The organism is Paraburkholderia diazotrophica, assembly GCF_038900755.1.
Lineage (GTDB): Bacteria > Pseudomonadota > Gammaproteobacteria > Burkholderiales > Burkholderiaceae > Paraburkholderia > Paraburkholderia diazotrophica_A.
The window spans coordinates 424830-438643 of the sequence record NZ_JBBPEN010000005.1 but is presented as its reverse complement, the minus strand read 5'-3'; the positions used below and the strand labels follow the sequence as shown (position 1 = coordinate 438643).

At 66.5% G+C, this 13814-nt stretch carries 7 protein-coding genes; 5 read left to right on the top strand and 2 right to left on the bottom strand.

The annotated features are described in order from the left end of the window. Positions 1–47: 47 nt before the first annotated feature. Entirely contained in the window at positions 48–686 is a 639-nt protein-coding gene (locus tag AABE10_RS18895) for a cysteine dioxygenase family protein (protein ID WP_342934772.1), read from the bottom strand. A 132-nt stretch (positions 687–818) separates the two neighbouring features. Between AABE10_RS18895 and AABE10_RS18890 the strand changes: the two genes are divergently transcribed. After that, on the top strand, positions 819–1301 hold the full coding sequence (locus AABE10_RS18890) for an Lrp/AsnC family transcriptional regulator (protein WP_342934771.1): 483 nt from the start codon (positions 819–821) through the stop codon (positions 1299–1301). Between the two features lie 142 nt (positions 1302–1443). Next, entirely contained in the window at positions 1444–1647 is a 204-nt protein-coding gene (locus tag AABE10_RS18885) for a hypothetical protein (protein ID WP_342934770.1), read from the top strand. Positions 1648–1744: 97 nt separating this feature from the next. Here the strand turns inward: AABE10_RS18885 and AABE10_RS18880 are convergent, their stop codons facing one another. Further along, positions 1745–4255 carry an FUSC family protein gene (locus tag AABE10_RS18880; RefSeq protein ID WP_342934769.1) on the bottom strand — a complete coding sequence of 837 codons (2511 nt, stop codon included), beginning with the start codon at positions 4253–4255 and terminating at the stop codon, positions 1745–1747. A 224-nt stretch (positions 4256–4479) separates the two neighbouring features. Here AABE10_RS18880 and recC point away from each other — a divergent pair, with 224 nt between their 5' ends. From recC to recD, 3 genes are read left to right on the top strand one after another with little or no spacing between them, the layout of a single operon-like run. Next, a complete protein-coding gene (gene recC, locus AABE10_RS18875) occupies positions 4480–7866 on the top strand; it encodes an exodeoxyribonuclease V subunit gamma (protein WP_342934768.1) in 3387 nt (1128 codons plus the stop codon). Next, positions 7863–11591 carry an exodeoxyribonuclease V subunit beta gene (gene recB, locus AABE10_RS18870; RefSeq protein WP_342934767.1) on the top strand — a complete coding sequence of 1243 codons (3729 nt, stop codon included), beginning with the start codon at positions 7863–7865 and terminating at the stop codon, positions 11589–11591. Before recC ends, recB begins: the two co-directional genes overlap by 4 nt. Continuing rightward, the gene (recD, locus tag AABE10_RS18865; protein ID WP_342934766.1) at positions 11588–13612 is read left to right on the top strand and encodes an exodeoxyribonuclease V subunit alpha; all 2025 of its coding nucleotides are present in this window, start codon (positions 11588–11590) and stop codon (positions 13610–13612) included. Before recB ends, recD begins: the two co-directional genes overlap by 4 nt. Positions 13613–13814: the final 202 nt, after the last annotated feature.

The window sequence follows — 13814 nt, the reverse complement described above, 5'->3', positions numbered from 1 at the left end:
TCACGCGTGACGCCTTTCTTTTCGACAGGCGATGCAGCGCGCGCGCTTCAGGCGAGAAGGGCCTGCGCGCTATCGGCGATGCGCACGATGTCGTTCACGTGGCTCGCGATCCGTTCGCCGGGCACGCCGTAGATGTGCAGCGACACGGCGGCTGTGCCGCTGCTGTTGCCGAGCCGATGGATGCCCGTGTGTCCCGAGCGTGTGAACGATACCGCGCCCGGCTTGCGCATCTGGTCGCGCAACGGCGTCGCGCATTCGCAGGCCGGGTTCCATTCGTAGACGGTCTCCGTCAACGTGCCGTCGATCACCGCGTATCCGCACCACGTATGATGCGCGTGAACCGGGCTTGCCTGGCCGGGCATCCAGACGAGCGCGGCGATCGCGTAGCGGCCGAGCGGATCGGCGGCGAGCAGATGCCGCCGATAACCATTGGCCGCGCCTTCGCGCTGCGCGTCGCTGAGCAGCGCGGGATCGGCGGCGGCTTCGGCCAGGGCCGCACGCACGCCGCGTGCAAAACTTGCATGCAGCGACGGATCTTGCGCGTCGTCGCACGTGTCGAAGGCTGCATCGAGGGCCACGCATAGGCGCGCGATCCCGCAATCGGGCGATGCCGCATGAGAGAACGATACGGGCATGGCCTGGGTCAACGAACGCTCGAGTGTGCTCGAGCCGGTTGTGTGGTTCATGAAAGGCTCCGCAGACGTTGTTTTTAGAGAACGCTACTGCCAACATTTATACCGATTTGCGCGGAGAAACGGTTTTCATATAATTCCCTCGTTTTGACGAGAAATAGAATAATTTTCTATCCAGGTGCAAAGATGGGAATGGACATCATTGATCGGCGGCTGCTCGAACTGCTTCAGGACGATGCGACGATGCCGATCGCGGAACTCGCGGCGCGGGTGAATCTGTCCCAGACGCCGTGCTGGAAGCGGGTGCAGCGACTCAAGGAAGCGGGGGTGATCCGCGCGCAGGTCGCGCTGTGCGATCCGCGCAAGCTCGGGGTCGGTACGACGGTGTTCGTTGCCGTTCGGACGAACCAGCACACCGAGGCCTGGGCGCAAACTTTCACGCGCGCGGTGCAGGATATTCCGGAAGTGGTCGAGGTCTATCGGATGAGCGGCGAGACCGACTACCTGCTGCGCGTCGTCGTTTCGGATATCGACGATTACGATCGCGTCTACAAGCAGCTGATCCGCGCGGTGCCGCTCTACGACGTGAGTTCGAGCTTCGCGATGGAGCAGATCAAGTATTCGACGGCGCTGCCGGTGCGTGCTGCCGTGGTCGCTGAAGGGCGCTGAAGGGCGCTGATTCATCGGGCATCACGCATGCGCGTCAGTCGGTAGCGCAGTGAGCGTGCGCGGCGAACCGCAAGCCGCGCGCAAGGTGCTTCGTCGTAGAATGCCCGCTTCGTCGAATCAACCAGCAAGCAGAGCCAGACTCATGAACGATCCGCGCAAGAAAAACCCGACGCTTGGCATTGCCGTGTTCATCGTCGTCGTCGTGTTGCTCGTGATCGCGACAATTCTTTACAACGCGATCTCCGAAAAGCACGAGTACGAGCGCGACAATCCCTCCAGTTCGTCGACGTCGGCGCTATCGGCGGCAGCGTCCGCCGTGGATGCCGCCAAGGGCGCATCGCAGTAAAGGGTTGCGACCCGGGGGGGGGGCGAACCGGCGCCTTGGAACCCGTATCGCAACCCGCCACGCAATAAACGATGCAACAAGCGACGCAAACACAGCGTCAGTTCTCCGGCAGCCGGATCACGCTCGCGTCCTTGCGGATCAGAAACGACGCCGCCAGCATCTGTTTGCACTGATGCGAGAGCAGTTTCAGTTCGTGCACTGCATCGGCGGAGTAGTCGGGCGCGCGCTCCGCTTCGACGACCATCGCATCGAGTTCACGCGTCAACTGCTTCGTGATGTCGGCCTGATCGGCGGGCGGCGCGCTGCCTTCTTCCGCTTGCGTGAGGTTTTCGCGGATCACCGTCAGCGCGCGTTGCAGCGGCTGATGCGACGGGCCGCCCATCTGCTGCGACGACGTGCGCAGCAACGGCGCCGCGGCCGTGATCTGCGATGCGAGCACGTGTGAGCGCACGAGCAGATCGTTCAGTTCCGGCACGAACTTCTGCGCGGACTTGGGCTCCAGCATCATCCGCTGGAACGCTTGGCCGAGATTGGCGAAGGCGACATGCACGTTCTTGCGTGCCAGCCGATAACGATAGTCGCGATCGAGCGCGCTCGCCGCCGCTGCGGCCGCGGGCGTCGGCGCCGATGTCTTCGCTGCTGTCGTCGAGGCCGTGCTTGCCGGTGCGGCGTTGGCTCCCGTGTCCGGCGTCGGCGTGGACGATTGAGCCGTCGCCGTCGCCGTCGTCGGTCGCGCATCGGCTTGCGCTGCCGCCGATCGCGCATCGGCTTTCGCTACCACCGGCGCGATATGCACCGGCGCACCGCCGGCTGCGACTTCCGCCATCGCCACAGCGGGCGCGAGTGCTGCCGCTTCCGTCAGCGCGGCGGGCGCGGCGACGGCCGAGGCCGGCTTGCCGCTCCACCACCAGCTCGCTTCCAGATAGCTGCGCATCGCCGCGATCATGTTGTTCACGAGCTTGCCCATCAGCCGGTACTCCCAGTACGGGAACAGATGGCTTGCCGCGATTGCGATTGCGCAGCCGACGACGGTGTCGATCGCCCGCTCGCCGATGATATGCAGGCTGCCCGGCGCGAGCAGATGGAACATCAGGAGCACATACGACGACGTGAACACGACGCTCGCCGTGTAGTTGAAGAGCAGCAGGCTGTAGCTCATCACCATCGACGCGAACATCACGACGAGCAGAATATGCGGCTCCTTTACGCTGAAGATGAGCGCGATGCTCGCCGCGCAGCCGATCAGCGTGCCGACGATACGCTGCCCGTTGCGCTGCTTGGTGAGCGAATAGCCGGGCTTCAGGATGATGACGGTCGTCATCACGATCCAGTACGCGTTCGTGAGCGGCAAAAGGCGCCCGAGCCAGAATCCGATGGCCACGGCGATCGTCACGCGCAGCGCATGCCGGAAGCTCGGCGACGCCATCGTGAGATTCGAGAAGATCGAGCCGAACGGCACGCGCCGGCTCGATACGAAGCGCGTGAGCGCCTGGTCGATGCGCAGCTCGGTTTCCTTCGCGCTTTCCTCGTTCGCGAGGTTCTTGCGCATCTTGTCGATCAGACGCGTCGCGCTCCAGATGCGCCGGAACGTAGCGGAGACAGCCGAATACGCCTCCGGGTTCTTCGCGGGCAGATCCTGCTTGCGCATCAGCTCGATTTCATATTCGATCGCGCGCAATTCAGCCTTCACGCTGATCCGCGCGCGCGGTGGCTCGTTTTGCAGCACGGCGAGGCCGATGTCCTCGAGATCCAACGCGGCCTTGCGAATCAGATCGCGATAGAAGATCAGCAGGTCCGAGCCGCCGAACGTGTTGCGCACGAGCGGGTAATCGGTATGCGCGCCGACGAACTGCTCGTGCAGATCGACGATATGGATGAACAGATTGAAAAGCGTCGCGCGGCGCGGCTCGAGCTGGCCGCTTCTGAGCTTGGGCAGGTTGCGCAGCACGATGTCGCGCGCGGCATCCTGCATCGCGACGGCATCGATCTGCTTCGCGACGAGGTTGCGATAGCACTCGTCGAGGTCGTTGCCGAGATCATAGAAGTTCGCGCGCGCGAGCAGATAGTCGGCGAGCGCGAACACGCTTTCGGCGAGTGCCTGTTGCTCGATCCGGTACAACATCCAGTGGCTCACAAGCGTCGACCAGTACGTGAACCACAGGCCGCCGACGAGTATCCACGACGCGTTGACGAGCGCCTGCAACGGCGTGAAATGCTCTTCGAGCGTCATGATCATCATGAAGAGCGTCGCGAAGCTGATCTGCGGCCAGCGGTTGCCATAGACGACGATCAGCGACAGCACGAACGTGAGCGGCACGACGGTGCACCACAGCGCGATCGAACTGACGGTGGCGAGCCCCGTGGCCAGCGCGGCCAGAAAGCCGATCACGCTGCACGCGAGCATCTCGTTGTGCTTGTACTTGAGCGGACCGGGCATGTCGACCACACAGGCGCCGAGCGCGCCCGTCGCGATCGTGAAGCCGAGTTCCCGGTTATGAAAGACGATCAGGCAAAGGACGGCCGGCAGCGAAATGCCGACCGCAATGCGCAAGCCGCCGTAGAAGTACTGGCTATACAGAAACTTTTTGATTTCGACTGAATAGCGCATCGACTGCCTGATATCTCGTGTCCGAATGTTGATTGAAGCAGATGAGGGCGGGCCTCACGGGCTTCATCCGAGCCCGAACTGCCGTCGAGTCTAACTGATTTGCCCATGCCCGGACCATCGTCCGAACGGCCAGGTTTCGTTGCGTCGAATGCGTTTGTTATGCTGTCGGCTCTTCCATATGCGAGCTGCACGCGAGCGCGCAGCCGCTTCTTCGCACAGGCTTTATGCTCCAGCTTTTCTATTCGAACCGGTACGATGTGCTCGTCGATGCGCTGCTCGACGGGCTTGCTCAGGCGCCGTCGAGTGTATGGACCGCGCAGCCTGTGATCGTGCCGAGCGCGGCCGTGCGGCGGCGGCTCGAACTGGACATTGCCGCGCGTCAGGGCGTGTGCGCGAACATCGACTTCGGCTATCTTGCGCAATGGCTGTGGACTCAGATCGGTGGCGTGATCGAAGTGCCGCCGCGCTCGCCGTTCGCGCCGGACCGGCTCGTGTGGCGCTGCTACCGCTTGCTTGGCGACGCGGATGAAGCGCGTCCCTGGAACGCGTCGCCGCGTCTGCGCAGCTATCTCGATGCCGCCGATGCGCCGATGCGTTATGAGCTTGCGCGCCGCGTCGCGACGGTACTCGACCACTATCTGACCTATCGTCCCGAGTGGCTGCTGCAATGGCAGAAGGGCGGCTCGATCTTCGCGAGCGGCGCGGTCGACGATACGGGCCCGCGCCTCGTCGGCGCGAGTGCCGCTGCGCGCGAAGACGAGCGCTGGCAGGCCGCGCTGTGGCGCTCGCTGCTCAGTGAAGTGTCGGGCAGCGCGCCTTCCGCGGATGCCGCCACGCCGCCCGCGTATCGCTTCCTCGACGAAGTGCGCTCGCTCGATCTCGATGGGATCGCGAAAGCTAAATGGCCTGAGTCTGTCAGCGTGTTCGCGCTGCCGAGCATGCCGCCGCTGCACATCGCGTTGCTGCGCGAGTTGTCGCGCTGGATCGACGTGCGGCTGTACGCGATGAATCCATGCCGTGAGTTCTGGTTCGATATCGTCAGCGAAGGCCGCGTGCAGGCGCTCGACGTTGCAGGCCAGCTCGACTATCAGGAGGTCGGTCATCCGCTGCTCGCCGAATGGGGACGGCAGACGCAGGCGCAACTGCACATGCTGCACGAGTTGACCGAGAGCGCGGCATCCGGCGAGGCTTCGTATTTCGCGGAAAATGCCGCGCCCACGTGGCTCGCCGCGGTGCAGAACGGCATGCTCGATTTGCGCAGCGAACGCGATCTCGACCCGAAGCCGCGAGAGCGCGGCATCGAAGTGCATGTGTGCCATAGCCTCGCGCGGCAGCTCGAGGTGCTGCACGACCGGCTGCTGGGCTGGTTCGACGAGTTCGACGATCTGCAGCCTTCGGACGTGCTCGTCACGTTCCCCGATCTCGGCGCAGCCGGGCCGCTGATCGATGCCGTGTTCGGCACGGCGCCCACGGGAGATACACGGCGCATTCCGTATCGCGTTACGGGCTTGCCGCCTTCGCAGGCGAACCCCGTCGCGCGCGTGCTGCTCGACTGGCTCGCGCTGCCAGAACGCAATGTCGGCGCGCCGGAACTAATCGAATGGCTGCGCGTCGATGCGATCGCCGCGCGCTATGGCATCGACGCAGCGGCGCTCGAAGACGTTCAGGAATGGCTCGCGGCAGCAGGCGCGCGGCGCGGCCTCGCGCCCGTCACGCCCGCCGACAGCGCCGTTCCCGTCGCGCGGCACACGTTCGCCGACGCGCTCACGCGGCTCTTTCTCGGCTACGCGATGCCCGAAGGCGGCGAGCCGGTGGATGCGTGGCTGCCCGTCGAAGGCGCCGATGGCTCCGACGCGGAACTGCTCGGGCGCCTCGCGAGCTTCGTCGACGACGTCGACGCGTTCGCGCGCCGTTGCGCCGACAACATGACGCCCGACGAATGGACGCAGCTTTTGCTCGAAGTGCTCGGCCGTTGCTTCGATGGCGGCGTCGACTTTGCGGACACTCTTGCCACCGTGCGAGACGCAATCGACAAAATGAGCGAAGCGATGCGCGCGGGTGCCGGCGATATCGCGCTGCCCGCGGCTGTGGTGCGCACTGCGCTATCCGAAGCGCTCGACGACCCGGCGCGCGGCGGCGTACCGTGGGGCAGCGTGACGTTCTCATCGTTGACGAGTCTGCGTGGTTTGCCGTTCAGAATCGTCTGCATGCTGGGCATGGACGACGGCGTGTTGCCGAGTCTCGCGCGCGCCGACGAATTCGACCTGATGGCCGAGTTCGGCAAGGCGGGCGACCGGCAGCGACGCGACGACGAGCGCAATCTGTTTCTCGATCTGCTGCTTGCCGCGCAAGACCGTCTATTGATCGCGTACACGGGGCGAAGCATTCGCGACAACGCGCCGTTGCCGCCCGCTGCGCTTGTCGATGAACTGCTGGATCACCTCGCGCGCGTGTCGTGCGAAGAGGATGCATCGCCCGCCGACCTCGACGCAGCGCGCCGCGCGTTCATTGTCGAACATCCGTTGCAGCCGTTCGCATCCGAATACTTCGATGCGAAGAGCGGTACGAAGAGTGGCTTGTTCACCTACGACCCCGACCGCGCAGAACTGGCGGCGTTGCTGGCTGCGCCGGCACGCGACGCGACGTCACCGTTCTTCGCTGCGCCGCTGCCGGCCGAGCGGGGCGAACGCAACCAGCCTGTCGCGTTCGACGATTTCAAGCGTTTCTGGCGGCATCCAGCGCGCGCGCTGTTGCGCGACCGGCTTGGCATCGTGCTCTCCGATGCGCAAGGCGAACTGCTCGACATGGAACCGTTCGAGCTCGACTTCGCGGGCCGCGATGCACTCGCCGAACGCTTGCTGCCCGCGCTGCTCGACGCGACTGCCGGCGACGATGCATTGGCGCGCGCGCGCCGGGTCGCCGAAGCGAGCCCCGAACTGCCCGGCGGCGCGACGGGCGCCGTGTGGCGCGCGCGCGAGCTGTCGGCGTTGCGGGGGCTCGCCGAGCGCGTGCGGCGCGAAGTGGCGTCGGGCGTCACGCGCTTGCCGTTCGCGCTCGACATCGACGCGCGCTGGCCCGATACGGGCGACGTCGCGCTCTTCGGCGCATTCGACACGCCGCTGCGCGAACGCTCGGAAGGCCTGCTGCAACTGCAAGGCACGCTCAATCTGCTGACTGAAACGGGGCAAGTCATTTTCCGCTACGCAAGACCTAGCGCGCGCGACTACCTGGCCGCGTGGCTCTCTCATCTCGTCTATTGCGCGGCGTTGCCCGAGGGCCCGCGGCGCACCGTGTGGCACGCGAGCGGCGAGTCGTTCGAACTCGCGCCCGTCGACAAGCCGCTCGATCAGCTTGCGCCGCTTGCCGCGCTATACCGGGCAGGGCGCGCGTTTCCGCTGCGCTTCTTTCCGAAGAGCGCGTGGGCGAAGATCAGCGACAGCGACTCCGTCGCGCAGAGCGCGTGGGCAAGCGACCGCGTGCGCGCCGAATCCGACGATGCCGCGTTGCGCACCGCGTTCCGGGGCACGCGTCTGACGCTCGACGAACCGTTCGGAACGTTGGCGTCGGTGGTCTTCAAGCCGCTGGTCGCGCATCTGAGGAGCGCATCATGAGCGGCGCAGCCTGGATGCATGCACCCGCGGCGCAAGAACTCGATGTGTTCGCTTGCGATCTTGATGGCGTCAATCAGATCGAGGCGTCGGCGGGCACGGGTAAGACATGGAACATTTGCGCGCTCTACGTGCGGCTGTTGCTGGAGAAGAATCTGAGCGCCGATCAGATTCTCGTCGTAACCTTTACGAAGGCTGCCACGGCGGAACTGCATGAGCGCATTCGGGGCCGTCTCGCCGAAGTGCAGCGCGCGATCGAAACGGGCGCCGACGGCGGCGATCCGTTCATCGCGCGGCTTTTCGAAACGACGCTTTCCGAAGCGCGCGGCGTCGATCTCGAAGCGGCTGCGAAGGTAGTGCGCCGCGCGCTGCGCACGTTCGATCAGGCCGCGATTCACACGATTCACGCGTTCTGCCAGCGTGCGTTGCAGGAAGCGCCGTTTGCAGCCGCGATGCCGTTCGCATTCGAGATGGAAGCCGACGATGCCGCTTTGCGTTTCGAACTCGCGGCCGATTTCTGGCGCGAGCAGGTGGAACGCGTCGCCGCGGCGCATCCTTCGTTCGCGGCGTGGCTGGTCGAACGGCGCGCGGGCCCCGCGTCGCTCGATGAACAGCTCGCGCGGCGTCTGAAGAAGCCGCTCGCGCAACTGCGCTGGGGCCAGACAGATGCAATAGACGAGCCGGAAACGGACGCGTCGGACGGGGCGCGCGAGCGCTTCGACGCAGCGTGGGCAATGTGGCGCGACGAGCGCGACAACGTCGTGCGTCTGCTCGATGAGACGCAAGCGCGTCTGAAACAGACGTCGCACAAGCCCGACGCCATCGCCGCCGCAATTGCCGCGTGGAACGACTACTTTGCGCAGGACGACTGTCACGCCGCGCCGCCGAAAGCCGCGCTGAAGCTGACGGCCAGCGCGCTGACGAAGGGCACGAAGAAGGATTTCGAGCCGCCCGCGCATCCGTTCTTCGCTACCGCCGACGAACTCGCGGCCGCCGCCGTCGCGGCCGAAGCGGCGCAGCACACGCGCTGGCTTCGTCTCGTGCAGAAGTGGCTCGACTATGCGCCGCGTGAACTGGCGGCGCGAAAGCGCACGCGGCGCGTCGTGTCTTTCGACGATCTGCTGTCGAACCTGCATCGTGCGCTCGCCACGCACGTCTGGCTCGCGGACGCGTTGCGCGCGCGCTATCCCGCTGCGTTGATCGACGAGTTCCAGGATACCGACCCGTTGCAGTTCGCGATCTTCAATCGCATCTTCGCGCCAGCCGGACCGCTCTTTCTCGTCGGCGATCCGAAGCAGGCGATCTACAGTTTTCGCGCGGCCGATCTGCACACGTATCTCGCGGCGCGCGCCAAGGCGTCGGCGCGCTATACGCTTGCCGTCAACCAGCGTTCGACGGCGCCCATCGTCGACGCGTGCAATCGCTTCTTCGAGGCGAACCCCCAGGCATTCGTGCTCGAAGGGCTCGACTATCACCCCGTGCGCGCGGGCGAGCGTCAGCGGGCGCCGTTCGTCGATCGCGGCGGACCCGATGATGGCGACTTCCGCGTCTGGATGCTGCCGCCCGGCGATGCGGCGCGGACCAAGCGCGACGCGCAGCGCGCGGCGAGCGAAGCGTGCGCGGCGGAAATCGTGCGTCTGTTGCGCGGCGCGCGCGACGGCAACGTGACGATCGGCGACAAGCCGCTTGCGCCCGGCAATATCGCAGTGCTCGTGCAGACCCACAAGCAGGGCAGTCTGATCAAACGCGAGTTGTCCGCGTGGGGCGTGGGCAGCGTCGAACTGGCGCAGGCGTCCGTGTTCGAATCGCTCGACGCCGAGCAGATCGAACGCGTGCTGGCCGCCGTCGATACGCCCGGCGACTTGCGCCGCTTGCGGGCCGCGCTCGCGACGGACTGGTTTGGGCTCGACGCCGCTTCGCTGTGGCGACTCGAGCATCTCGACCACAGCGCGCCCGCCTCGGGCGATGCCGCGCAATCCGTCGATGCGATGAGCTGGGTCGAGCGCTTTTCGCGCTATCGGATGCTATGGCATGAGCGCGGCTTCGCCGTGATGTGGCGCACGCTGATGCGCGAACTGAACGTCGCGCAGCGCGTCGTCGCGGGTGTGGAAGGCGAGCGGCGGCTCACCAACGTCAACCATCTCGCCGAACTCGTGCAGGCGCGCGCCGCGACGCAGCCTGGCATCGCGCCGACGCTGCGCTGGCTGGCCGCCCAACGCGCGGGCGGCGCAGGGGGCGGCGAAGAGGCGCAACTGCGGCTCGAATCGGACCGAAATCTCGTGCAGATCGTCACCGTGCACAAGTCGAAAGGCCTCGAATACGCGGTCGTGTTCTGTCCGTTTCTCAACGACGGCGGCATGCGCGAGCCGCCGTCGTCGGGCTTGCCTGATGCGCGCGAATATCACGACGACGATGGCGCGGCCGTGCTTCACTACGGCTGCGACGACGAGCAGAAGGACTACGCGAGCCGCCAGGCCACGCGAGAGCAGGCGGCCGAGCGCGCGCGCCTCGTTTACGTCGCGTTGACGCGCGCCGTGTATCGCTGCTACCTGGTGGCGGGCTCGTATCTGTCGCACAACTCGGCGAAGGAGTCGGCGCGCGGCGTGTTGAACTGGCTCGTCGCGGGCAGCGGGCGCGACTTCGACGAATGGCTGGCGAAGCCACTCGACGAAAATGCGATCTATCAGCATTGGCAGGCGCTCGCGGGCGGCTCCGTGGCCGTCGGCGCGCTGCCCGCCGTCGGGCGCCGCGTGCCACTGGAAAGCATCGCCGACGGCTCGGCGCTGATGCGTGCTCGCACGAACCGGCGCACGCTGCGCGACGCGTGGCGTATGGCGAGTTTCAGCTCGCTGATCGCGGCCGGTTCGCGCGCCGAAGAAACGACGGCGGCGAACGACGAGGCGCGTCCCGATCACGACGAACTGGCCGATGTTCCGGCGCCGCCGCACGCAAGCGCATTCGATGCGGCACCGGCTCCCGTCGAACTCGCGCCCGACGATATCCTCGCGTTCCCGCGCGGCGCGGCGGCGGGCGAATGTCTGCACAAGATGTTCGAGCTCGCGGATTTCTCCGATCGCAGCAAGTGGCCCGATGCGATTAAGCAGGCCCTGCGCGAAAGGCCCGCGCCCGCCACGCCCGAACTCGCGCAACGTCTGCCGGCGATGATGCATCGTCTGCTCGGCGACGTCGTGAGCACGGAACTCGTGCCGGGCATGACGCTCGCGTCGCTCGATCCGAAGCGCCGGCTCAACGAACTGGAGTTTCTGTTTTCCGCGGCATCGCTGGATTTTCCGGCGCTGCGCGCGCTGCTTGCTGAGCACGGCTTCCCCGATGTCGCGCTGGAGCCCGGCATGCTGCGCGGCTATGTGAAGGGGTTCATCGACATGATCGTCGAGCATCAGGGGCGCTACTGGGTGATCGACTGGAAGTCGAACCATCTCGGCGATACGCGCGAGGACTACGCCGCCACGCCGCTCGACGAAGCGATGACGAGTCACGCCTATCACCTGCAGGCGCTCCTTTATGTCGTCGCGCTGCATCGGTATCTGCGCGTGCGGCTCGCCGGCTATGAGTACGACAAACATATCGGCGGCTATCTGTATCTGTTCGTGCGCGGCGTGCGTCCGGCATGGCGCGACGCGGACCACACGGCGGGCGTGCATGCGCGACGGCCGGAGTACGCGCTCGTCGCCGCGCTCGACGCATTGATGGACGGAGGCACGGCATGAGCACATTCGATCAGCCATTGCCCGACGTCGAAGTGAACGTGCCCGCGCACGCGGATTTCAGCACGGCGCTCGCCGAAGGCTTCGCGCGGCGGGTGAGCGCGCTCGCGCAGCGCGGTCGCGCGTCGGCGGACGGCGTGCGCTGGGCCGCTCGCGCCGCATTCGCCGCGAGCCGCGCGACGTCGGAAGGGCACGTGTGCGTGTCGCTCGACGAGCTTGCGCAGCGCTACGATGCGAACGCCGACGACGTGCGCGCCGCGCTGCTCGCAACCGGTGTTGCAAGCGACGGCAAGGCGACGGCGCAGGCGTTGCGGCCGCTCGTCGTCGATCAGGAGGGGCGGCTTTATCTCGCGCGTTACTACGACTACGAGCGGCGGCTCGCGCAGTCACTTGTCAGTCATGCGCACGCGCCGCGCGGCGAAGCGCACCAGGCCGATCCCGTTTCGCGCAGCGCGTCGCCGCACGCGTTGCGCGAAAGACTGCTGCGTTATTTCGGAGAGCCTCGGGACGACGAGATCGACTGGCAGCGCGTGGCTGCCGTGATGGCGCTGTCCGGGCGGCTCACGATCGTCAGCGGCGGGCCGGGCACGGGCAAGACCACGACTGTCGTCGGCGTGCTTGCGTGTCTGCTGGATGCGCGCGCCGATCTGCGCATCGCGCTCGCTGCGCCGACGGGCAAGGCCGCGCAGCGCATGCAGGAAGCGTTGCTCGCGCGCGCCGGCTCGCTGCCGCCGGAGCTCGCGGCGCATCTGCCGCAAACGTCGTTCACGCTGCATCGTTTGCTGGGCACGGGGCCGGACGGGCGCTTCAGGCATCATCGCGATAATCCGTTGCCTTATGACGTGATCGTGATCGACGAGGCGTCGATGATCGACGTCGCGATGGCCACGCATCTGTTCGATGCGCTTGCGCGAGAGACGCATCTCGTGATGCTCGGCGATAAGGATCAACTGGCGGCCGTCGAGGCGGGCGCCGTCTTCGCCGAACTGAGTGCGCAGCCGGCGTTCAGCGACGAAGGCGTCGGCGCGGTTGCGACGGCGCTGGGCATCGACCAAAGCCGGTTGCGCGCGGCGTTGTCCAGCGCGCGTAGCGATACGCAGTGCAGCGATGCGCCGCCATTCGCCGACGATCTGTTCGGCGCGCCGTCGGACGCAATGAGCGACGCGCAGTCGCGGCCCGCGCCGCTGGCCGATTGCGTCGTCTGGCTCGAGCGCAACTATCGCTTTGGGCTGGAATCGGCGATCGGCCGGCTGTCTGTCGCGATCCGGCGCGGCGACGCGCAGGCCGCGCTCGACGTGCTGGAGACCGATCCCGCTGGGCATTGCGCGGCGACATTGCACGTGGACATGGACGCGGCGCCTTCGGAGCGCACGATCCAGCGGCTTGCCGCCGGTTTCGCGCCGTATGCGGACGCGCTTGCCGCGACGCTCGGCGAAGCGGCATCCGGCACGGCTCCGCAACCGCTTGCGCTGTTCGACGCGCTCAACCGCTTTCGCATTCTGTGCGCGACGCGTCTCGGGGCGCGTGGCGTCGATCAGATGAATGCAGCGATGGCGGCTCAGGTGCGCCGTGCCGCGCGCGTGCCGCTGACGGCGGGCGCGCAATGGTTCGCGGGCCGTCCGGTCATGGTGACGCGCAACGACTACGCGCTGGGTCTCTTCAACGGCGATATCGGCATCGCGCTGCCGGGCGCGGATGGCTCGCTGCGCGTGTACTTCCGTGGCGCGGACGGCAGCTTGCGCGCGGTGTCGCCCGCTGCGTTGCCGCCGCACGATACGGCGTTCGCGCTGACGGTCCACAAGTCGCAAGGGTCGGAGTTCGATCATGCGGTGCTGATGCTGCCTTCGACGTTCAGCCGCGTGCTGTCGCGGGAACTCGTCTATACGGCGATCACGCGGGCGCGCGAGCGGGTCGAGGTGATCGGCTCGCGCACGGTGCTGATGCGCGCAATCGCAACGCCGACGCAGCGCGACTCGGGCCTGGCTGCTCGGATCGCCGAAGCGGCGCAAGGAGGCGGTTGCTGATTCGAAACGTGGAAGGCGCGAGGAATTGGAGGTGCGCGCGAGGCAGACGTGGACGCCGCGAGGCAAACGAGGCAGGCGAGAAGTAGACGAGGCCGCGAGGCAAACGAGGAAGCCGCGAAGCAAACGAGGAAGCCGCGAAGCGAACGGGGAAGCCGCGAAGCGAACGGGGAAGCCGCGAAGCAACCGAGGAAGCCGCGAGGCA